This is a genomic window from Dokdonia sp. Hel_I_53 (assembly GCF_007827465.1).
Lineage (GTDB): Bacteria > Bacteroidota > Bacteroidia > Flavobacteriales > Flavobacteriaceae > Dokdonia.
The window spans coordinates 1,621,518-1,642,842 of the sequence record NZ_VISL01000001.1 but is presented as its reverse complement, the minus strand read 5'-3'; the positions used below and the strand labels follow the sequence as shown (position 1 = coordinate 1,642,842).

The 21,325-nt window shown below is 36.0% G+C and carries 20 protein-coding genes; 9 read left to right on the top strand and 11 right to left on the bottom strand.

All coding sequences use genetic code 11. From position 1 onward, the window contains the following. Positions 1-4: 4 nt before the first annotated feature. Together sufB and OD90_RS07350 are read right to left on the bottom strand one after the other, a co-directional pair. Positions 5-1,450 carry a Fe-S cluster assembly protein SufB gene (gene sufB / locus OD90_RS07355; RefSeq protein WP_144668455.1) on the bottom strand — a complete coding sequence of 482 codons (1,446 nt, stop codon included), beginning with the start codon at positions 1,448-1,450 and terminating at the stop codon, positions 5-7. Positions 1,451-1,506: 56 nt separating this feature from the next. Continuing rightward, positions 1,507-1,836, bottom strand: coding sequence for a HesB/IscA family protein (locus tag OD90_RS07350; RefSeq protein ID WP_144668453.1), 330 nt, complete (start codon positions 1,834-1,836; stop codon positions 1,507-1,509). A 494-nt stretch (positions 1,837-2,330) separates the two neighbouring features. Here OD90_RS07350 and OD90_RS07345 point away from each other — a divergent pair, with 494 nt between their 5' ends. From OD90_RS07345 to OD90_RS07320, 6 genes are all read left to right on the top strand, one after another. Beyond that, on the top strand, positions 2,331-3,608 hold the full coding sequence (locus tag OD90_RS07345; protein ID WP_144668451.1) for a ribonucleotide-diphosphate reductase subunit beta: 1,278 nt from the start codon (positions 2,331-2,333) through the stop codon (positions 3,606-3,608). A 1-nt stretch (position 3,609) separates the two neighbouring features. Further along, positions 3,610-5,406, top strand: a complete 1,797-nt coding sequence (locus tag OD90_RS07340) for a ribonucleoside-diphosphate reductase subunit alpha (RefSeq protein WP_144668449.1) — start codon at positions 3,610-3,612, stop codon at positions 5,404-5,406. 64 nt (positions 5,407-5,470) lie between these two features. Further along, a complete protein-coding gene (locus tag OD90_RS07335) occupies positions 5,471-5,653 on the top strand; it encodes a hypothetical protein (RefSeq protein WP_144668447.1) in 183 nt (60 codons plus the stop codon). A gap of 73 nt (positions 5,654-5,726) precedes the next feature. Beyond that, the gene (locus tag OD90_RS07330; RefSeq protein ID WP_144668445.1) at positions 5,727-7,772 is read left to right on the top strand and encodes a TonB-dependent receptor family protein; all 2,046 of its coding nucleotides are present in this window, start codon (positions 5,727-5,729) and stop codon (positions 7,770-7,772) included. Positions 7,773-7,776: 4 nt separating this feature from the next. Next, complete coding sequence (locus OD90_RS07325) at positions 7,777-8,535, top strand: sulfite exporter TauE/SafE family protein (RefSeq protein ID WP_144668444.1); 759 nt, start codon at positions 7,777-7,779, stop codon at positions 8,533-8,535. Between the two features lie 17 nt (positions 8,536-8,552). Next, on the top strand, positions 8,553-9,221 hold the full coding sequence (locus tag OD90_RS07320; protein WP_144668442.1) for a class I SAM-dependent methyltransferase: 669 nt from the start codon (positions 8,553-8,555) through the stop codon (positions 9,219-9,221). Between the two features lie 77 nt (positions 9,222-9,298). Here OD90_RS07320 and OD90_RS07315 read toward each other — a convergent pair whose 3' ends face one another. From OD90_RS07315 to OD90_RS07290, 6 genes are all read right to left on the bottom strand, one after another. Then, positions 9,299-9,520, bottom strand: a complete 222-nt coding sequence (locus tag OD90_RS07315) for a hypothetical protein (protein ID WP_144668440.1) — start codon at positions 9,518-9,520, stop codon at positions 9,299-9,301. A 128-nt stretch (positions 9,521-9,648) separates the two neighbouring features. Then, positions 9,649-10,701: a cytochrome-c peroxidase gene (locus OD90_RS07310; protein ID WP_144668438.1), complete on the bottom strand. Its 1,053-nt coding sequence runs from the start codon at positions 10,699-10,701 to the stop codon at positions 9,649-9,651. After that, a complete protein-coding gene (locus tag OD90_RS07305) occupies positions 10,701-11,450 on the bottom strand; it encodes an MbnP family protein (RefSeq protein ID WP_144668436.1) in 750 nt (249 codons plus the stop codon). Before OD90_RS07305 ends, OD90_RS07310 begins: the two co-directional genes overlap by 1 nt. Then, complete coding sequence (locus tag OD90_RS07300; protein WP_144668434.1) at positions 11,447-12,880, bottom strand: hypothetical protein; 1,434 nt, start codon at positions 12,878-12,880, stop codon at positions 11,447-11,449. Before OD90_RS07300 ends, OD90_RS07305 begins: the two co-directional genes overlap by 4 nt. Position 12,881: 1 nt before the next feature. Then, on the bottom strand, positions 12,882-14,093 hold the full coding sequence (locus OD90_RS07295) for a choice-of-anchor B family protein (protein ID WP_144668432.1): 1,212 nt from the start codon (positions 14,091-14,093) through the stop codon (positions 12,882-12,884). Further along, positions 14,090-15,517, bottom strand: a complete 1,428-nt coding sequence (locus OD90_RS07290) for a choice-of-anchor B family protein (protein WP_144668430.1) — start codon at positions 15,515-15,517, stop codon at positions 14,090-14,092. The genes OD90_RS07295 and OD90_RS07290 overlap by 4 nt, the downstream gene beginning before the upstream one ends. Before the next feature lie 142 nt (positions 15,518-15,659). Between OD90_RS07290 and thiL the strand changes: the two genes are divergently transcribed. Beyond that, entirely contained in the window at positions 15,660-16,712 is a 1,053-nt protein-coding gene (gene thiL, locus OD90_RS07285) for a thiamine-phosphate kinase (protein ID WP_144669662.1), read from the top strand. On the opposite strand, the gene OD90_RS07280 is transcribed toward thiL, so the two are convergent. Together OD90_RS07280 and OD90_RS07275 are read right to left on the bottom strand one after the other, a co-directional pair. Continuing rightward, complete coding sequence (locus OD90_RS07280) at positions 16,709-16,963, bottom strand: hypothetical protein (RefSeq protein WP_144668428.1); 255 nt, start codon at positions 16,961-16,963, stop codon at positions 16,709-16,711. The genes thiL and OD90_RS07280 overlap by 4 nt on opposite strands. A 168-nt stretch (positions 16,964-17,131) precedes the next feature. Further along, on the bottom strand, positions 17,132-17,914 hold the full coding sequence (locus OD90_RS07275) for an alpha/beta fold hydrolase (RefSeq protein ID WP_144668426.1): 783 nt from the start codon (positions 17,912-17,914) through the stop codon (positions 17,132-17,134). A 36-nt stretch (positions 17,915-17,950) separates the two neighbouring features. Here OD90_RS07275 and brnQ point away from each other — a divergent pair, with 36 nt between their 5' ends. Continuing rightward, on the top strand, positions 17,951-19,222 hold the full coding sequence (gene brnQ, locus OD90_RS07270; RefSeq protein ID WP_144668424.1) for a branched-chain amino acid transport system II carrier protein: 1,272 nt from the start codon (positions 17,951-17,953) through the stop codon (positions 19,220-19,222). A gap of 4 nt (positions 19,223-19,226) precedes the next feature. Here brnQ and OD90_RS07265 read toward each other — a convergent pair whose 3' ends face one another. Next, positions 19,227-19,883 (bottom strand): hypothetical protein, encoded by a 657-nt coding sequence (locus OD90_RS07265; protein ID WP_144668422.1) that lies wholly within the window; start codon positions 19,881-19,883, stop codon positions 19,227-19,229. 99 nt (positions 19,884-19,982) lie between these two features. Here OD90_RS07265 and OD90_RS07260 point away from each other — a divergent pair, with 99 nt between their 5' ends. Further along, positions 19,983-21,311 carry an aspartate kinase gene (locus OD90_RS07260; protein ID WP_144668421.1) on the top strand — a complete coding sequence of 443 codons (1,329 nt, stop codon included), beginning with the start codon at positions 19,983-19,985 and terminating at the stop codon, positions 21,309-21,311. The last annotated feature ends 14 nt before the right edge of the window (positions 21,312-21,325 follow it).

Below are 21,325 nucleotides of genomic sequence, written 5' to 3'. Positions count from 1 at the left end.
TTAATTATCCTACAGATCCTTCAAGGCTTATCTCGAGCAACTTCTGTGCTTCTACCGCAAATTCCATAGGGAGTTTATTAAGCACTTCTTTTGAGAAACCATTTACAATAAGTGCGATAGCTTTTTCAGTATCAATTCCTCGCTGATTACAGTAAAATATTTGATCTTCACCTATTTTACTTGTGGTTGCCTCGTGCTCTACTTGAGCTGTTTTGTTTTTGGTTTCAATATATGGGAATGTGTGTGCGCCACACTCATTACCCATCAATAATGAATCACATTGTGAGAAATTACGAGCATTTGTAGCTCCAGCGTTAATTTTGACTAACCCTCTATATGAGTTTTGTGATTTACCAGCAGAAATTCCTTTTGAGATGATAGTACTCTTAGTGTTTTTACCTAAGTGAATCATCTTTGTACCCGTATCTGCCTGTTGATAATTATTTGTCACAGCAATAGAATAAAACTCACCTATAGAATTATCTCCCTTTAAAATACATGAAGGATATTTCCACGTTACAGCAGATCCTGTTTCCACCTGTGTCCATGAGATTTTAGCATTCTTCTCACAAAGCCCACGTTTAGTAACAAAATTGTAAACTCCTCCTTTGCCTTGATCATTACCAGGGTACCAGTTTTGCACGGTAGAGTATTTAATCTCTGCGTCATCAAGAGCAATAAGTTCTACAACAGCAGCATGCAATTGATTCTCATCGCGACTAGGAGCTGTACAACCTTCAAGGTAGCTTACATAACTTCCCTCATCTGCTACTAATAAGGTTCTTTCAAACTGCCCCGTTCCTCCTTGGTTAATACGGAAATAAGTAGAAAGCTCCATAGGACAGCGAACTCCTTTTGGAATATAACAGAACGAACCATCTGAAAATACAGCACTATTTAATGCTGCATAATAGTTGTCTTTTACAGGAACAATTGTTCCTAAATGTTTTTTTACAAGCTCTGGATGCTCTTTAATAGCTTCAGAGATACTCATGAATATAATTCCCTTCTCTGCTAAAGTCTTTTTGAATGTTGTAGCAACAGAAACAGAATCTACCACAATATCCATAGCGATATTGTTCATTTTCTTTTGCTCATCTAAAGAGATCCCTAATTTCTTATACATCGCCAGTAAATCTGGATCTACATCATCAAGTGTTTTATTAGGATCTATATCCTTTGGAGCAGAATAATAAGCGATATTTTGAAAATCTGGTTTTTCATAATTCACATTTGCCCAGTCTGGCTCTTCCATAGAAAGCCACACTCTATATGCATCTAGTCTCCACTCCGTCATCCACTGCGGCTCTTCTTTCTTTGCAGAAATTGCGCGTATGATATCTTCATTTAATCCTACAGGAAATGTTTCCGTCTCTATGTCGGTAAAAAAACCATATTCGTATTCTTTGGTTTTTAATTCTTCCCTTAAATCATCTTCAGTATATGCCATCTTTAATTTTTCTAGCTTGTATACGCTTTCGCGAAAGCGTATTTAAAACCTTTAATTTATAGTGAAAAGCTTTCTCCGCAACCGCAAGTGCGTTGCGCATTTGGGTTGTTAAAAACAAAACCTTTTCCATTAAGGCCACCACTGTATTCAAGGGTAGTTCCTATGAGATAAAGGAAGCTTTTTTTGTCTACGATTAATTTTACATCGTTATCTTCAAAAACCTTATCATCTTCTGTGTGTGTTTTATCAAAATGAAGATCATAAGATAAGCCACTACAACCACCACTCTTTACACCTACGCGCACGTAGTCTGTGGTCACGTCAAAACCGTCATCCTTCATAAGGCTGGCAATCTTAACTTTTGCTTGAGAATCTACTTTAATCATAATCGTTCTAAATAGTTTGCAAATATACGGCTTAGGGATCGTTTTTCAATGCAGTCTAACATATACTTAATAGATGATGATATAGGGGTTCCTTATAGAGGAGATGGAAATCTTTTTTGAGGTGTGAATTTTTATGGGGTGTCTTGTATTTACTACGCTTTCGCGAAATATTTCTAAAATTACGTATCAGGAGTCTTAGACTAAATATTGGAGTAAATGTGTATCCGAAATAGCAATGGTCTCCAAATAAAATACGCTAAGATTTTAATATAGTTTTCCACAGTGCATTGTTGACATATTTTTCACTTTCTCTTAATATTAAGTAAACACACTTGATGGCGAAGAAATAGAAAAAAACCGAACGCTTGCGAAGCCCAATAAAATGGTTATTGTGAATAATGTGTTGAAAACGTAATATTAAAAACCCTTTTTTGAACGCATAAAAACAAGACCTTTATTATCCCCTCATAACAAATCATAACATCTCAAAAATCATGGAAATAACTCACATCGTAAAGCGTGACTTTCAAACGCAACCCTTTCATCAGGAGAAAATTACAAATGCAATCCTTAAGGCAATGACTGCCGTTGAACACGGAAGCCCTGAGGATGCTGAACGTATTTCTAACCTTGTAAATGCAGATCTTGAGAAAAGAAAGGATCGTGACAATGGATATGTGCCAACTATAGAGCAAATACAAGATCTCGTTGAGCAGCAGTTAATGAAGAGTGGGGAGTTTACAGATGTGGCAAAAACATACATCTTGTATAGAGATGAGCAAGCTCAAAAACGTAAAACTAACATTTTTGAAAAACGAATAAGTCTTAAGCCTTATGAGTACCCTCAATTGTATGATTATGTTCCAGCAATAAGACATTCTTATTGGATTCATACAGAATACAATTTTACAAGTGATATCCAAGATTTCAAGACACGCCTTACAGATGTGGAGCGTAGTGCTATCAAAAATACGATGCTTGCCATTTCTCAAATTGAAGTTGCTGTAAAAGGTTTTTGGGGTGATATTTATCACAAAATGCCTAAACCTGAGATTGGAGCTGTAGGAGCAACATTTGCAGAGAGTGAGGTAAGACATGCAGACGCTTATTCACATCTTCTTGAAATCTTAGGACTCAATAAGGAGTTCAAAATGCTCAAAAAGAAGCCTGTAATGATGAAGCGTGTCCAGTATCTTGAGACAGCGCTAAAAAATGCAAAAAGTGAGGATAATAAAGAATATGCAGAGTCTATTTTGTTATTTTCTTTATTTATAGAACACGTATCGCTTTTTTCTCAGTTTTTAATTATCATGGCTTTCAATAAGCATAAAAACATGCTTAAAGGAATATCAAATGTTGTAGAGGCAACTTCTAAGGAAGAACAAATACATGGTGACTTTGGTATTGATATTATTAAAATCATTAAATCTGAAAATCCAGAATGGTTTGATGCCGCTCATCATGAGAACGTAAGAGAGATGTGTAGACAAGCTTTTACTTCTGAAAGCAATATTGTAGACTGGATTTTTGAAGCTGGAGAACTTGATTTTCTACCTAAAAATTTAGTGAATGAGTTTATTAAAGATAGATTCAATAAATCTTTGAAGAGTATTGAAATCGAACCTGTATTTGATGTAGATGAAACATTACTTAAAGATACAGAGTGGTTTGATGATGAAATCATTGGGACCAAACACGGAGATTTCTTTGTTAAGAGATCTGTAAACTACACAAAAAGAGCACAAAGTATAACTTCAGACGACCTATTTTAAGATGAACGACCAAAAGACAATAAACGAACAGGCTGCTACGACAATCGTTGCAAATGAAAATGAATTGCTTGCAGCTCGTAAAGAAGCGCTAGCGGGAAGCAAAGAAGATGCTCAAGACCAAGGTGGATTTGAGTGGCTTACAGAAAATAGTAGAAAATTTTTAGGTGCTGGTTATCTTAGTCCTGGTGTTTCTCCAGAACAGCGTATACGTGAGGTTGCAGATCGTGCTGAACAAATTTTAGGAATCGATGGCTTTAGTGACAAATTTTATGGCTACATGTCAGAAGGATTTTACTCACTAGCTTCTCCAGTGTGGTCAAACTTTGGGAAAGAACGTGGTTTGCCTATTAGTTGTTTTGGATCTCATATTTCGGATGATATGGGTAACATTTTATACACACAGTCTGAAGTGGGTATGATGTCTAAACTAGGGGGAGGTACTTCTGGATATTTTGGTAAAATAAGACCAAGAGGGGCAGAGGTTAAAAATAATGGTCAAGCGTCTGGTTCTGTGCATATCATGCAGCTTTTTGAATCTATGGTGGATGTTGTAAGTCAAGGTTCTGTAAGACGTGGTCGTTTCTCTCCTTACTTACCTATCGAGCACCCAGATATTAAAGAATTTTTAGAAATAGGTACAGAAGGAAATAGCATTCAAGAACTTACTCACGGAGTTACGGTGACCAATCAATGGATGCAAGAAATGATTGATGGTGATTCTGAAAAGCGCGCGCTTTGGGCAAAAGTATTGCAAAGCCGTGGTGAGATGGGGTATCCTTATGTTTTCTTCACAGATAATGCAAACAACGGAGCTGCCGATGTTTATAAAGACAAAAACCATAAGATTTACGCCAGTAATTTATGTACAGAGATCATGTTACCTTCTAGCGATGATTGGTCTTTTGTGTGTGTGCTTTCCTCAGTAAATGTGTTACACTACGATAAGTGGAAGGATACTGATGCTGTTGAGACCATGGTGTATTTCTTAGATGCTGTTATTACAGAATTTTTAGAAAAGTTAGAAGTATACAGAGATTCAGATTCAAGAGAAGATCGTCAGACGTTCTTGTTTATGGAGCGCGCTTACAATTTCGCGAAAGCGAATAGAGCTTTAGGCTTAGGCGTTTTAGGATGGCACTCTTTATTACAATCTAGAATGTTGCCTTTTAATAGTCAAGAGGCCTACAACCTTAATAGCGAGATATTTAAAGGAATTAAAGAGCGTTCTTATAAAGCTTCAGAAGAACTTGCAGCAAAATTTGGTGAGCCAGAAGTGTTGAAAGGTTATGGTAGACGTAATACCACACTTAATGCGGTAGCACCTACAACTTCATCTGCATTTATCTTAGGTCAAGTTTCTCAAGGTATAGAGCCCATTTGGTCTAATATCTATGTAAAGGATATCGCCAAAATTAAAACCACAATCAAAAATCCTTTCTTAGTAGATCTTCTAGAAGAAAAAGGAATGAATACAACAGAGGTGTGGAGAAGTATACGTGATATGGATGGATCTGTACAACACTTAGAATTTTTGAGTGAGGATGAAAAGGATACATTTAAGACCTATTCTGAGATTGATCAAATGGATATTATCTATCAGGCTGCAAACCGTCAGAACCACATTGATCAAGGTCAGTCTGTAAACATTATCGTACATCCAGAGATGCCTGTGAAGGAAATTAATAATATACACGTGACAGCCTGGAAACTTGGTTTAAAATCACTGTATTACCAACATAGTATGAATGCTGCACAAAAATTTAAACAGAAAAAAGACTGTGCGAGTTGTGAAGCTTAATTAATCGAAATATCTAGAAGCCGACTTTTTATAGTCGGCTTTTAATTTGAACATCTTTGATTACATGAACAATGTACTATTATACATCCCAAGCTTGTTTGAAGTTTGTTTTGTAGTCGGAGGGGTATTACTTGTTTTTATTATAGGCTTATTAACAATAAGCTATACTAAATATGGAGGTGGAAACAGTTATGGTGGAAATGGAAACAATGATGGTGATTGGGATGGAGATGATTTTGATATATAATTTGATCAAGTCATGGTTGGTATAGTCAAAATTTTATGCAAATAGTCATTTTGTACTTTTAAATAAAAATATCTTGAAGCACTTTACTCCATTTTTTTTTCTGCTATTTTTTTGTTTTAGTCTAGGATACGGACAAGCAATACCACCGCAGCAAATAGATACCATAACAATTTCTGCTGCGAGAATTGAAAGTACTCAAAACAAACTTCCTAAGGCAGTATCTAAGATTCAATTTACTCCTATAGATGATATCAAGCCACAGCAATCCATTCAAGAAAGTTTACAGTCTGTAGCAGGAGTTTTTGTGCAAAACGCCACCAACTTTGCGCAAGACGCAAGAATTTCCATTCGAGGTTTTGGCTCGAGAGCCGCATTTGGACTACGAGGGATAAAACTTATTGTAGATGGATTTCCAGAAACAACACCAGACGGTCAAGGGCAACTAGACAACCTAAATCTGGGGATTATTGATCAAATAGAAATTTTAAAAGGGAGCAGTTCCAGCTTATATGGGAATGCATCTGGAGGTGTGGTGGATATACAAACACTGTCTTTTGACTCTTTTGATATAGATTCAATATCTCAAAGTGCTATGAAGGCAAAAATAGCAATAGGCGCTTTTGGCTTTCAAAACTATCAAGCCACAGCAGCCTTAGGAGATTCCATCGCGAGCTATATATTTCATGGGAATTATATTACATCCGATGGATATAGAGCGAACAGTGATTATCAACAAATAAATACAAATTTTAAGGGAGAGTTTAAGCTAAACGATAATGCAAAGCTTACTGCTATTGTAAATTATGCAGATGCTCCAGAAGCAAATGACGCAGGCGGTTTAACCCTTGATGAGGTTAACGAAGATAGAAGACAAGCGAGGAGCCGTAATACGGATTTTAAAAGTGGAGAGTCGGTATCTCAATTTAAAGCAGGGACGCATCTTGAATGGAACAACTCAAAATCAACTACAGTAAATGGGTATGCCTTTTACAGCAATAGAAAATTTCTTGGTCTGTTACCTTTTGAAAGCGGAGGTATTGTAGATTTGAATCGTAACTATCTCGGTCAAGGGACGAATCTTACGTATAGAAAATCTAATAACACATTACAAGCAGGCTATGATTTTGGCTATCAAAATGATGACAGAAAGCGCTTCAATAATTTACAAGGCGAGAGAGGAGAACAATCTCTAGGTCAAAAAGAACAGTTCACAAACATTGGATTTTATCTTTTAGATCATCTTACTTATAGAAATTGGTTTTTTAACGCAGGGCTTCGATATGACTATAATCTATTACGTGCAGATGATTATTTTCTAGAAAATGGAGACGATTCTGGGAGCATCAACTTAGCTAGTTGGAACCCGAGTGTTGGTGTGAGTTACGCTTTCGCGAAAGCGATCACCCTCTATACCAATTTCTCCACCAGTTTTGAAACCCCTGTACTTTCAGAACTATCTGCGCGACCTGATGGAAGTGACGGTTTTAATGATAATTTAAAGCCTCAAACGGCAACAACAATAGAGTTGGGCGCTAAAGGTGTTATGAATGCACTACGATACGATATCACCTTATTTAGTAGTAGCACAGAAGATGATCTCGTTCCTTTTGAAGTTGAGCAATTTCCAGAGCGTACGTTTTATAGAAATGCTGGTAGCACGATAAGAAACGGTTTAGAAGTAGCCCTAGAATATCCATTAACAAAGTCATTTTCGTCATCGCTAACGTATACATTATCAGATTTTCAATATGATAATTTTGTTACTGATGGTACTAATTTTAAAGGAAAATTTCTGCCTGGAATCCCTAAACATAAAACTACCTTTGGTGTAAATTATACAGACAAATCAGGTTTTAATGCCAGTTTAAATAGTTACCTCGTAGGGGAGCAATATGCAGATGATGCGAATGAAACCCGAGTTGATGGTTATGAATTTATAAGTTTTGATGCTAGTTACCAAATGCATCTTAGAACAGCTCAAATCAAACCTTATGTGTCAGTTCAAAATGTGCTCAATCAAGAGTATACAGATAATGTGCGCATCAATGCATTTGGTGGCAGATACTATGAACCGGCCCCCACTATTGCTGTCTATGCGGGTGTTATTTTAATGTTTTAAGGCAATGACAGACTTACAAACTTATACTATTGCAATTGTAGGAGCGCTTATTGCTGGAGGTATAAACACGCTAGCTGGTAATGGGAGCGCAATCACACTCACTATACTTACTGAGGTATTAGGTTTACCTCCTAATATAGCTAATGGGACAAATCGTATAGGTGTGTTTACACAATGTGCAGCAACCTCTTGGGTTTTTCATAAAAATGGAAAATTAAATATAAAGCGCAATACTAAGTACATCCTACCCATATTTATAGGTGCTATTGCAGGAGCCTTGCTTGCTGTTAATGTGAGTAATGAAGAGTTCAAGGCAGTATTTAAATTTATGATGATTTTTATGCTGGTAGCTGTTTTAGTAAGACCTAAGCGCTGGCTAAGAGAGACTGATCTAGAATTCAAGCCAAAATGGTTCATCTATATTCCCGCATTGTTTGCTTTAGGTTTTTATGGAGGCTTCATACAAATGGGCATGGGTGTTTTCTTTTTGATCATCATGGTGCTGGCTTTCCGTATGAATATAACAGAAAGTAATGCACTTAAAGGCTTTGTTATAGGACTCTATACGCTTATGGTAATTGCTTTATTTCATTTTCAAGGACTGATAGATTGGAAGTTAGGCGCTATTATGGCTGTAGGGCAAACACTAGGGGGATATGTAACGGCAAAGTTTGCCACAAAAAATAAAAAGGCAGATCAGATAGCGTATTATGTACTTATTATAGTTCTCATAATGGCAGTGCTTAAATTATTTTTAGGGTAGGAGTTTATAATTTATGTATGAGCAGTTTAAAAGATAAAAAATGCAAGAGACCATGGCCAACCTCTAAAGCCATGGAGCAAGTATATGATAAAAATCTTTGGGGTGGTGCTTCCTCAACATTTTACTCTGGTATAGGTTCTCACGATCCGAGATTAGTTAATCCTTATATTAAGGCTGTAAGCAACTTTCTAATGCAATTTGAAAGTCCGATAACTGTTTGTGATTTAGGATGTGGCGATTTTAATGTGGGAAAACAACTAGTAAAATTCTCGAAGAAATATGTAGCTGTAGACATCGTTCAAAAACTAATAGATTATCATAAAAAAGTTTTTAGAGAGGATGATGTATTATTTAAATGCCTAGATATTGCAGAAAATAAGTTACCTAAAGGAGATTGTGCACTTATACGGCAAGTTTTGCAACATCTGTCTAATATTGAGGTGCAATCTGTTCTAAGCAAATTAAAAAATTATAAATATGTAATTCTTACGGAGCACCTTCCTGAAGGAAAATTTAAACCTAACCTTGATATCATTTCAGGTCAAGGGACACGCTTAAAAAAACAAAGTGGTTTAGATGTGTTAGCAGCACCGTTTAATTTTAATATTACAGCTCATGAAGTGCTGTTATCAGTTAAGTCTACCGATCACAAAGGAATAGTAGTTACTACTTTGTATACACTATAACTCCAGCTCTAATTTATGTGTAGATATAAATATTTTCTCGCTTTCGCAAAAGCAAAACCCTAAATACCACAATCTATCTACGCGGCTAATCTACCTTTAATGCGCTTCTCTATTTTCTTTTTCTTCACTGTGAGACGTTTCATCACGTCCATAAGATTACTATCTTTTGTTTTTTTGTAAACTTCATTGATAGCAAGGATCAATCTTTTTCCTTCTCTAGAAGCGGCTACTCTATCACTAGTAGACATATGGCTCATTGTTGCGTTTTCGTATAGCTCAGCTTGTTGTAAAAGTTCCATAATAAGACGTTTAATTTTTGTTTAATTTAATTAAACGTTTTATATCTAGATAATTTCTTAGTGACTTTAATAAAAGTTTAAGATACAATGGATTGATATAGAATGATTTTTTTCAAAAGAGTTAAGATCTAGAATTCTGAAAAACGATTATCCAATATAAAATCATTATCTGTAAGCGTCTTTAAAAAAAGGATAATTTTGACTTTTTCATCATCTGTTATGTCAAGCCCCAATGAACTATCTTCCATGATAAGTTGTGCGTCTAGTGTCGAACTTTGTGTGATTCCATCCGTATAAAAGTCTAGTACATCTTCAAGAGAATTAAATCTACCATCATGCATATAAGGGAATGTCATTTCTACATTGCGTAAACTAGGGACTTTAAATTTCTGACGGTCTTCGGGAAGTCCAGTTACTCGCTCGCGGCCATAATCTTGAAATTCTGGATCAAGCGGGAGGCCATTATTGCGATAACTTTGATCTGTCTGGAGAGTACCAGCATGACAAGAAGCACATTTTGAGTCAAAGAGTACTCTTCCAGCATCCTCATCTGCAGTAAGCATAACGGACTCTTCACGTTGCCATTTATCAAACTTTGAGTTAGCGCTTGCCATCATAACTATAAATTGAGAAAGGGCTTTAAAAATACGTTCTGTAGTAACCTCATCATCTCCAAAGGCATCTGCAAATAGACGAGGATAGTTTTCGTCTGATTCCAATTTTATTATAATATTTGAGATGGTCTCATTCATCTCTTCTTGGGCTGTAATAGGAATGATAAATTGTGAATCTAAAAAATTGGCAGCGCCATCCCAAGTAAAATCTTCCATAAATGCAAGGTTGTGCAAAGGTTGAGCGTTACGCTCCCCTATTTGGCCATCCACACCATGACTTGTAATATGAGTATGGTGTGTAAAAGCAAACTCTTGGATATGACAAAAGCCACAGGAAACGACACCATCTGAGGCCAGTTTACCATCATAAAACAATTTCTTTCCTAAATCAAATCCTTTTTCTGTAGGAGGGTTTTGAGTTAAATCATAGGTGATTTCTGGGAAATTAGATGGTATTTGAAATACAAGCTTAGGATTAGGCATAGGAGTATATCCATCATCATTTACATCCTCTATGCCAGAACAAGAGTATATTAAAAAAACTATTATGTAGCTTACATATTTCATTATTCTATGCTAAAGGCAGTGCGTACATTTTCAGCAATTTTTGGTGCGTTTTCAGGATCTACTTGTATGTCGTCTTTTTCGGCGAGTGATAAGGAGTAGGTGCTATCAAAAATTTTAGATACATCAAAATTTATAGCAAGATCTTCAGTACTATCTTGTGTGATAGATTTTACAAAAGCGAGTGTAATTTCTTTATAATTATCTAATGTGGCGCCATGGCTTCCTACGTGATAAACAAAAGAGGAAACTTCTGTGGCATTTGTGGCGCTAGAATAATTACCTTCAAATTTTAGAAATTTATAGCCAGCAGACCATGTCCACAACATTCCAGCTTCTTCTGCTGTGGGAACAAAATTTAAAGTTCCAGATTCTATAGGGTAACTAGTAGGGTCAATTCCAAATCCAAAAGTTACCTCTGTATACAAGCCTACTGGGATATCTCTCAAATTAATTGAAAGTTCGTTTGATTCATCTATTACAAAATAGCTTTCCTCTACGGGTACAGTAAATGTTTTTCCATTGTCTTGGTGCAGAGATATGTTCGATATGATATACTTTAACTCATCAATTGTATATACCTCACCGTGAGTATTACTATAGCTTTGAGTAAGCAAAACGAGATCTTCTGTAGCTACCTTATTATTAAATTTGAGGGTAAGGCTCCCAAAATTTTGCTCGTCCATACCTGACTCACTATTACAGCTTATTAGAGTAGTGAAGAAGAACGTGTAGAATAGATATTTTTTCATTGTGTTATTTTTATAAGTACGCCATCTGTACCTCCATTTGTTGTGGTGAGAGGTCCAGAAGTGCTTGAAGTGTCCCCTACTACAATTATTTCTCCTTGAGAGGTAGCAGAAATTCCATAACCAAAATCTTGATTGTTACCTCCTAACGTAATTTCATCCATAAGATTGCCAGAAAAATCAATGGTGGCTATCCAGAAATCATTTTGCCCATTATTTTCTGATACCTGCCCATCTACACTTCGTGATGCTCCAGCAATGGCATATCCCTTTGGAATTTTTGTTATCGCTCTGGCAGAATCAAAGTTAGAACCTCCAAAGCTTTTTTCCCATAAGAGTTCTCCAGAGTCACTTAGCTTTACGAGCCAGACATCTGCACTACCTCGTAAATTTGTCACATCTCCACCATCACTTCTGGTATCTCCAGCAATGATATAAGCCCCATCTGTAGTAGTTGTTACTGCATAGCCTATATCAATTTGAGAACCCCCCAGCGATTTTTGCCATAAGAGATTGCCATCACCATCTAATCGTACTGCCCAGAAGTCATAACTACCCTGAGAGGCTGTGATGTCAAAATCATTACTTTCTGAATTTCCTATCATAAGTATACCGTCATCTGGTGCCTGAACCACATCGTAGGAACGATCGTTGTCTGACCCACCAAAGTAGCGTCTCCATTCTAGATTACCATTTGAATCGAGCTTATGACCCCAAAATTCACCTACACCATGTAATATCCCTTTTGAAGATGGTGTGCTTTTTCTATTTGGTAAAAGTCCATCATTACCCTCTCCATTAGAAGCAGAGACATCAAGAAACCCTGTTGTAAAAAACCCTCCATCCTTAGTTTGAATTAGTGCATTTGCTTGATCTGATCCTGAAAAACCAAAGCTTTTTTGCCAAATTAAATTGCCTTGAGCGTCCAGTTTTGCGATCCATTGATCATAAAAGCCGTTATTTTCTGTGAGGTCTCCATCACTACTCTCGCTATAACCTAAGATGGCATACCCTCCGTCAGTAGTAGTTATTATGTCAGTTCCTCGACTATCCTCACTTCCTCCATAAGTCTTTGAAAATTGCACTTCTCCATTACTCTCCGTTTTTACAAACCATAATTTATTGATCTGCGTGTCATTATCAGAAATAACTCCATCAATACTTTGGGAATCACCTAACATAGCATATCCGCCATCTGAGGTAACTACTACAGCTTTGAAGGTGTCATTCTGACTACCACCAATGGCATTTGCAAAAAGAATAGTTAAACCTGCAGATGACATCTCATCGTCAGTAGTCACATCTCCATCATTATCATCTAAATTTGGACTTTCTTTTGAGCAAGCTACAAAGCACATAAAAAAAAGTATAGGGAGATACATGCGCTTTCGCGAAAGCGTAAAATCACATATGTAGTAGCACACTGTTTTCATTTTAAGTTCCTGTTTTACGTATAATAAACAATCCGTTAGAAATATCAGAAATAATAATGTTTCCACTTTCGAAATAAGGGTACACACTCCAAGCTCCGTCAAAAATAGTATCATCATTTTGGGGATAGGTATCAAAGAAGCCAATTTCACTCATAAGTGCTGGATCTGATTCTGTTATATCTACAATTCTTACGCCATTAGTATAGTTAGACAAAAAAAGCTCTGTACCATTTGTATATAAATTATGATCTATTGCTTGTGTTGGACCTAAGTAAGGGCCCCTGTATACGGGATTATCAAGATCTGTAAAATCAAAAACTAACGTTCGTGACTTGAAGCCAAATTCAGCTTCATCTAATTCATCATTGGCATAAAAATATCTATGGCTCTCATCTATCCACCCTTGATGTATATATCCCACATTATCTTGAGCTACTCGAGAGATGAGTGTAGGGTTTGATTTATTTGTGACATCTGTTATAGTAACAAAATCTTCATTGCTGCTCAATAATAATTCTTTCCCTACATGATCTAAGTCTGGACCGTTATAGGTAATTGCCTGTGCATCGTGAGTGTAGCCTATGAAATCAAACCCTCCTTCAAATATTAATTGTTGTGGATTTTGAATATTAATGATATGGACTCCACCATTAAATGTGTCGCTACCCACCGCGTAAGCATAACCGCTCTGTTTATTAATCACTAAGTTATGGCTCGTAGTGAATATAGTATATAAAACATCCTCATTAAAAACCATGGGCTGTTCTTGAGGGTTTCTAAGTCTTGTAAGGTCAAAGACTTGCATGCCATGATTTTCTGCTTCACTTACAATATACGCATGGTTTTCATATACTTTAATATCTCTCCAGTTTGAAGAGTCACTATTACTAGGTAAATAGCCAATTATTTTAGGCGACTCTGCAAGTGAAATATCAATAAAAATAGTACTATTATATGTGCCCAATAGTGCGTATTCTTTTTGAGTATTTGGATCTGTCCATCCCCAGAGATCATTAAGTCTAGTGACACCTAGGGTATCATTAGATATGCGACTCATAATGTCATAATTATCACAAGCATAACTACCTGCTAATCCATTTTGACAAATTACTCTCCCTTCAATGCTTACTGCAAAATCTTCTTCTACAAGATCGTCCTCCCTACATGCTATTGTAAGTATGCCTAAAAAGAAAATGACTAATTTAAGTTTCATTGTAGAATTACGCGATGTGAACCTTTGCTAGTTTTAACTATATATATGCCTCTTGCTAATTTTTCAATATTTATTCTTCCCGATACTCCCAAGTGCTGACTAAGCATTTCTTGTCCAAGAAGATTATAGATGACCACCCCACCGATAGGTTCATTTGATTTTAATTGTAATTCATTTGTTGCCGGGTTGGGGTAAATACTGATATGTGTATTGGATTTTAGATTTTCCTCAACTGCTAAATTTTCATTGAGGGCTATAAGAAAAAATCCACCACCACCACTCAAAACAATATTCCCACTCTCAAAAAAGGGATATACATTCCATAGTCCACCATTAAAACTTGCAGAGTTACTAGCTGGATATGTGTCAAAAAATCCAACCTCTGTAATAGAATTATCAGAAATTGAAGAAATATCGATTACCCGCATTCCTGCTCTGTAGTTTGCAAGATAAAATAGATCATTTACCACATAGCCATTATGGTCTATAGCTTGTGTAGGTCCTTCATATTCAAATGAGAGCGATGGGTTGTCAAGATCATTAAAATCAAAAATGAGCGTTCTTGTATTGAAGCCAAAACCTATTTCATCAGTTTCATCACCTAGTAAAAAATATCGTTGATCTTCTGTAAACCAGCCTTGATGAGTGTACCCAATGGTAGGGTATGAAATTGTTGAAATTTCGATAGGATTTCCTTTATCCGTGATATCTACAATCGCAACGACATTTTCATTACTTCCTATAAATATTTCTCTACCAATATAGTCTGTATCTGGACCATTGTAAGTTACAATTTGCGCATCATGACTATAATTATTGTTAGAATACCCCCCGGCAGCGGTTGGGTTGATAGGATCTGAAATATCAATAAAGTGAGGGCCACCACTAAAAGTTGATGTACCTACAGCATATGCATACGCACTTTCTGTATTAATAACAATGTTATGAGCATTACCAAATCCACTGTAATGAGCGTCTTCTATAAAAGTTTCAGGCGGAGAACTTACGTCTCTCAATCTTTTGAGATCAAATACTTGCATTCCGTGACCACTTGCTTCACTTACAATAAAGGCAAAATCTTCAAATACTTTTACATCTCTCCAAGTGCTAGATGAAGTGTGTGTAGGTAACGTTCCGAGTAATACAACGTTGTTAGGTGCCGAAATGTCAATGAAAGCGGTTCCATTGTTTAGTCCGATCAAAGCATATTCTTTACCGGTAGTTTCATCTGTCCATCCCCAGCTATCATTTACAAAATTTGCCCCTAAATCGCTTTCTGTGAGGTGGTCTTGCAACCCATATCTATCACATGGATAATCTCCAGCAAAACCATTCTCACACGGTATTTGGGAGTATAGCGGATAACTAATTGAAAGTAATAGTACGATTATAACAGAAAATGTAATTGATGATTTAGTTTTCATTTGGTTTGTAATGAGGTAGTTCTAAACAAATGTAAGGTGCCTTTACCTAACATAACTTACTTTTTTCTTAATCTTTAAAAAGTTTTACAAAGTCATTTATACTCTAAGGTTTAAAAAAGCGATATTGAGTATCTTTGTGGCTATGTTAGAAGATAAAAATCAAGAGCACACATCATTATCAGAGTTAGGAGAATTTGGTCTCATAAATCATCTGACAAAATACTTTAAAGTTGGTCAAAAAACAACGGTAAAAGGAGTAGGTGATGATGCTGCAATTCTTGAGTTTCCCAAAGAACAAGTGTTGGTTACCACAGACCTACTTGTTGAAGGAGTACATTTTGATTTGAGTTATGTGCCGCTAAAACATTTAGGATATAAGGCGGTTATGGTCAATCTTTCTGATGTATATGCCATGAATGCTCAAGCTAGTCAAATAACGGTATCAATCGCAGTTTCCAATAGATTTACTTTAGAAGCTTTAGAGGAGTTATACGCAGGTATTCAAACTGCTTGTACGAATTATAAAATCGACCTAGTGGGTGGAGATACAACTTCTTCTCAAACAGGTCTTGTGATAAGTGTAACTGCAATAGGCCACTGTGAGAAAGGTAAAATTGCGCAAAGATCAACAGCAAAAGAAGGTGATTTGTTAGTGGTAACAGGTGATCTAGGTGCCGCTTATATGGGATTACAAATTCTTGAAAGGGAGAAAGCAGTATTCAAAGTAAACCCAAGTAATCAGCCAGATTTAGAAAATTATACATACCTCATAGAAAGGCAGCTTAAGCCAGAAGCAAGAAAAGATGTTCGAGCCATTTTAGAAGAACTCGAGGTAAAACCTACTTCAATGATTGATGTGAGCGACGGTCTCTCGTCAGAAGTATTACATCTTTGTAAAAACTCAAATGTGGGATGTAATGTATATGAAGATAAAATACCGCTCGATCCTCAAGTCATTAGTAGTTGTGAGGAGTTTGAACTTGATAGTACTACGATTGCTTTGAGTGGAGGTGAAGACTATGAATTGCTTTTCACGATTAGTCAAGAAGATTTTCCTAAAATTAAAGCCAATCCTAACTTCTCAATTATAGGTCATATGACTCAAGAGAGTGAAGGTATTCACTTAATTACTCGTGCAAATACCAAAATAGAACTTATTGCTCGTGGATGGAACGCCCTCAGTAAAAAAGGTTAAGACGTACGTGATAATTTGCGAGTGTAAAAATTTTCATACACCTCGTTGATGTGTCTGAGTTTTGGAGTAAGTGGCGTGTAATGTCCAAAACCGTCTAGCGTATATTGTTTTTTACAGTTTGCGCATTCAAACTCTTTCATATTAGACTCGTATCTTTTTGTAATACGATACTTGTGTCCAAAAATTTTGCAAGCAGTTTCAACTAGTACATTACGTGTAGGTTTTTCAGCATTTAGGTCTATTGTTTTCATATTGTGGGGATTATATGTAACAAATAAATGTAAAATCTATGAAGTACACAAATGAATCGACAAAAAGCATCAAAATTTAACATTTGAAAAACCCATTATGACTTTATTTAGTACTTTATTAGTAGCATTTTATAATAAAATTGCATAGATGTTTAAATCCGCACAACTTTAGCATAAATAGTTTAGGAAACCCTTAAGAGCGATTAATACTTGCTCAGGATTAGAGATATGTAACATATGACCGCCACTAATATTTTTAAAGAAATCACAATAGGATAAAAAAAGTTCTTCTTCTATATCACTAGGAATAATACTATCTGTAGTTCCTACTATGATACCTTTTTTTATAGTGGATTTTCTCCAGAAATCAGAATGATCTTGTCGCAACGACATTCCAGCATTTGCTGCAATATAACCTTGTATTGGCGTTTTAAGTGCTTGCTCAAGAGCTAATGAAATATCTTCATTATTTAATTTTCTATATTCAGGGTCAAATAAGTTTACGAAAGACATTCTTATGAGTTGCTCATATTGCGTTTTTGCCATTTCATTTGCCCGAGTGCGTATCTTTTTACGTGCGAGATCATCTGGTCTAGGTGTAGAATTTAATAGACACAACCCTGCTGTTATTTTTGGGAATGCTTTCGCGAAAGCGATTCCCACATATCCACCCATAGAGTGACCTATAATCTGAATTTTGGAAATTTTCAGTATAGAGACAACAGCATAAACTGCGGCTGCCATATTTTCCATGGTATGAATATACCCAGTGCACTCAGATTGGCCGTGACCTAGTAAATCAATACATATAACCCGGTAATTATGAGTTAAAGGTCCTACGAAATTATCCCACATAGTTTTATTCTCTAAAAAACCATGTAAAAGGACCACTGGTAATCCCTTTCCTTCATCAGTATAATAAATAGAGGCTCCTTTGTGTATGATGTTCATTTGTTATTATCTTGAGCAACAAATATCAAGTAAGCCATGAGATTCACCAAACAAACTTTTATAACATCTTTCGCTTTATTTTCCCTCTTTTTTGGAGCAGGTAACCTCATATTACCACCTTTTTTGGGGTATAATGGAGGGAGTTCTTGGTTTTTAGTGTTGCTTGGATTTGCTGTGTCAGCTGTGGTTATTCCTATATTAGCAATTTATGGTCATGCACGATTACAGGGGACTATGATAGATTTTGCTCATAAAGTTTCTCCACTTTTTGCATTAATTTATTGTTTTATAGTCTATGCAATCTCCATTGCATTACCCGCTCCACGTACCGCATCTGTAGCTTATGAAATGGCTATTCAGCCCTATTTTGAAATATCAAGTTGGGTGTGGAGTAGTGTATATTTTGCGCTCGTATTACTTTTTGCACTTAATAGATCAAAGGTCATGGATCTAGTAGGTAAATATCTTACTCCAGCTATACTTGCGATACTACTACTTGTAATAGGTATTGGAATTTTCATGGATCATGAGCCATTACAAACTTCTGTTTTTGAAAACGCATTTGTGAATGGAATTTTGGAAGGTTATCAGACCTTTGATGCCATAGGGGGTGTTGTAGTGGGAGGTGTTGTAGTTATCTCTTTGGGCTATACACGAGGTACGGCAGCACAAAATAGGAAAATCTTAACCAATGCAGGAGTCATAGCAGGCCTAGGCTTACTTATTATTTACGGCGGATTAATTTACCTAGGTGCTTTACAAAGCGGTGGTTTAGAAAACACAGATCGTACTACACTTCTTGCTTTTTTAAGTAAGACTACATTAGGTAATATAGGGAGTAGTATACTAGCTGTTCTCGTGAGTCTGGCATGTTTTACAACTGCTGTAGGTATCGTTACTGGTACTGCAGATTTTGTAAAGGGTATTTTCCATAATTCTCAAGTAGCCTATAAACTTACAGCCATTTTAGGTGCAATCTTAGGGGTCGTAATGGGACAGCTTAATGTAATGTCCATTATAGCAGTGGCGGTACCTGCGTTAATGTTTATTTACCCAGTTACAATTGTTTTAATCCTACTCAACACGTTTCCAAAGAGATATGCATCACCTTTGGTATTTAGAGGAGTTATTTTAGTGATAATTCTTTTCAGTTCACCAGATTTTTGGTCATCTATAGGTTTTGGAGAACAAATGCTTCCTATACAGAAGGCACTGCCTTTAGGAACTGATAGTTTAGGGTGGTTACTGCCATCGTTCATAATTTTTATAGTGATTAATGTGTATACGCTTTCGCGAAAGCGGTCATAATCCTTTATTGCTGTAATTTTTTAATAACAGAAAAAGCACGTTCTACAAGTTGATCTTCAACTAAAATAATAAACTCATTAGTCGTGGAAATTACTTCGTGTAAAGAGATCCCTTCCCAAGCAAGACTTTTAAAAATCTGGTAATACAGACCCGCAACAGTAGCATTACCTTGTGGCAATCTAATGCTTATTGCAGAGAGCAGATCTTTAAATTCAAGTATTTTTTCATCTTTAAAATGGTCTTTTATTCTGCTGGTTTCCTTTGAAGAAATGATAAGTGTGCTCTCATGCATTCCTCTCGTAAAAGCATAAAAAATTTCTGAATTTTGAGCAACGGTGCTTAATATTTGCGCATGATTCTTTATGAGTGTCGCAGAGTTAAGAAAGGTAAAATCAACAAGATTAGAGCGCACTGTAATATCACCCAAATTTGAGAGCACTTCTTTAAGGCGCATCGATTTTTTTGTTTCCGTAGGCGGGACATACCTGCGCAGGGCCATAAGAATAGCTCCATTTTTTACAGGTTTAGCTAGCATTTTTTCGATGCGAGGGTTCATGCTCTCTGCTAATGCAGCATAATTGATTATTTTTTGTGAAAGAGCTTCCTCAATGTAAGGTTGACTTCCTATGATTTCTGTAACACAATCGGCTATTGTTCTCAATTGTTATATAATTAACATTATGTTCAAATTTAGTCTTTTTTGTTGGATATTTTACCTCTTATCTTTTTTGATCCTACATTTGCTTTCTAAAAAATATAAATGCAAGTATTAAAATTTGGTGGCACCTCAGTTGGCTCTGTTCAAAATCTAAAGCAAGTTCGTGAGATTATCGATACTCCAGAACTAAAAATCGTCGTACTCTCTGCAATGGCTGGAACTACAAACAAGTTACTTCAGATTGCAGATGCTGTAAGAATAGGTGAAAGAACGCTTGCAGCTGATCTTGCTATACAATTACAAAAGGAGTATGATCAAGTTTTAGAAGAATTATTTACAGAATTGAGCATACTCTCAAAAGTAAGAGGTTATGTGGATGGGATATTTTCTAGTATTGAAAACTCTATACAGGTTACAAATTTTTCAACCATTACAGTTGACGAGATTTTGTCTAAAGGAGAGCTGCTTTCTACATGGATTCTTACAAGTTATTTAGAGCAGGAAAATGTGAGTGTATGCTTATTGCCAGCTCTGGATTTCATGCGGATAGATATGCATAAAGAGCCAGATACATTTTATATACAGCAAAATATTTATCGATCTATAGAAAATTTGCCACCCGCACATATTTATATAACACAGGGATTTATTTGTCGTGATTATGAGGGTAAAGTTTCAAATTTACAACGTGGAGGTAGTGACTATACTGCAACTATTATTGGTGCTGTTATAAAAGCAACATCTGTTCAAATATGGACTGATATAGATGGTTTTCACAACAATGATCCTCGTTTTGTAGAAGAGACTCATTCTATTGCTCATTTGTCATATGATGAGGCTGCAGAGCTAGCTTATTTTGGCGCAAAAATTCTCCACCCACTTACCGTAGAACCTTTGAGGCAATACAAAATTCCTTTACATCTTAAAAATACATTAGATGTGAAAGCAAGAGGTACGATGATCACTCATAAAGCAAAGGGTAAGGGTATTAAGGCTATTGCAGCAAAAGACGGAATTACGGCTCTTAAAATAAAATCGGCTAGAATGTTACAGGCTCATGGTTTTCTAAGTAATGTTTTTAAAATTTTTGATAGTTATGAGACAGCTATTGATATGATCACCACCTCTGAGATTGCTGTATCATTAACTATAGATAATACCCAAAATTTAGAAAAAATAGCAAATGAACTCACAAAATTTGCATTATTATCGATAGATAGAGCACAATCTATTATCTGCTTGGTGGGAAATCAAATAAGTGCAGATAAAAGTACGCACCATCTCTTTAATATACTCAAAGACGTAGATATAAGAATGATATCTTACGGTGGAAGTAAAAATAACATCTCCTTATTAGTTGCAACAAAAGATAAAAATCGTGCACTTTCTTTATTACAAGAGTATGTCTTCCCACATGAAATAGTGATTTAAGTTAATTGTTTTAA

Excerpts from the sequence above, each read along its gene's own strand:
- sufB (WP_144668455.1), bottom strand. The coding sequence starts at position 1,450 with ATGGCATATACTGAAGATGATTTAAGGGAAGAATTAAAAACCAAAGAA.
- OD90_RS07280 (WP_144668428.1), bottom strand. The coding sequence starts at position 16,963 with ATGAAAACAATAGACCTAAATGCTGAAAAACCTACACGTAATGTACTA.
- OD90_RS07315 (WP_144668440.1), bottom strand. The coding sequence starts at position 9,520 with ATGGAACTTTTACAACAAGCTGAGCTATACGAAAACGCAACAATGAGC.
- OD90_RS07345 (WP_144668451.1), top strand. The coding sequence starts at position 2,331 with ATGGAAATAACTCACATCGTAAAGCGTGACTTTCAAACGCAACCCTTT.
- OD90_RS07310 (WP_144668438.1), bottom strand. The coding sequence starts at position 10,701 with ATGAAATATGTAAGCTACATAATAGTTTTTTTAATATACTCTTGTTCT.
- OD90_RS07350 (WP_144668453.1), bottom strand. The coding sequence starts at position 1,836 with ATGATTAAAGTAGATTCTCAAGCAAAAGTTAAGATTGCCAGCCTTATG.
- OD90_RS07290 (WP_144668430.1), bottom strand. The coding sequence starts at position 15,517 with ATGAAAACTAAATCATCAATTACATTTTCTGTTATAATCGTACTATTA.
- OD90_RS07335 (WP_144668447.1), top strand. The coding sequence starts at position 5,471 with ATGAACAATGTACTATTATACATCCCAAGCTTGTTTGAAGTTTGTTTT.
- OD90_RS07275 (WP_144668426.1), bottom strand. The coding sequence starts at position 17,914 with ATGAACATCATACACAAAGGAGCCTCTATTTATTATACTGATGAAGGA.
- OD90_RS07320 (WP_144668442.1), top strand. The coding sequence starts at position 8,553 with ATGAGCAGTTTAAAAGATAAAAAATGCAAGAGACCATGGCCAACCTCT.
- brnQ (WP_144668424.1), top strand. The coding sequence starts at position 17,951 with ATGAGATTCACCAAACAAACTTTTATAACATCTTTCGCTTTATTTTCC.
- OD90_RS07300 (WP_144668434.1), bottom strand. The coding sequence starts at position 12,880 with ATGAAAACAGTGTGCTACTACATATGTGATTTTACGCTTTCGCGAAAG.
- OD90_RS07340 (WP_144668449.1), top strand. The coding sequence starts at position 3,610 with ATGAACGACCAAAAGACAATAAACGAACAGGCTGCTACGACAATCGTT.
- thiL (WP_144669662.1), top strand. The coding sequence starts at position 15,660 with ATGTTAGAAGATAAAAATCAAGAGCACACATCATTATCAGAGTTAGGA.
- OD90_RS07325 (WP_144668444.1), top strand. The coding sequence starts at position 7,777 with ATGACAGACTTACAAACTTATACTATTGCAATTGTAGGAGCGCTTATT.
- OD90_RS07295 (WP_144668432.1), bottom strand. The coding sequence starts at position 14,093 with ATGAAACTTAAATTAGTCATTTTCTTTTTAGGCATACTTACAATAGCA.
- OD90_RS07260 (WP_144668421.1), top strand. The coding sequence starts at position 19,983 with ATGCAAGTATTAAAATTTGGTGGCACCTCAGTTGGCTCTGTTCAAAAT.
- OD90_RS07305 (WP_144668436.1), bottom strand. The coding sequence starts at position 11,450 with ATGAAAAAATATCTATTCTACACGTTCTTCTTCACTACTCTAATAAGC.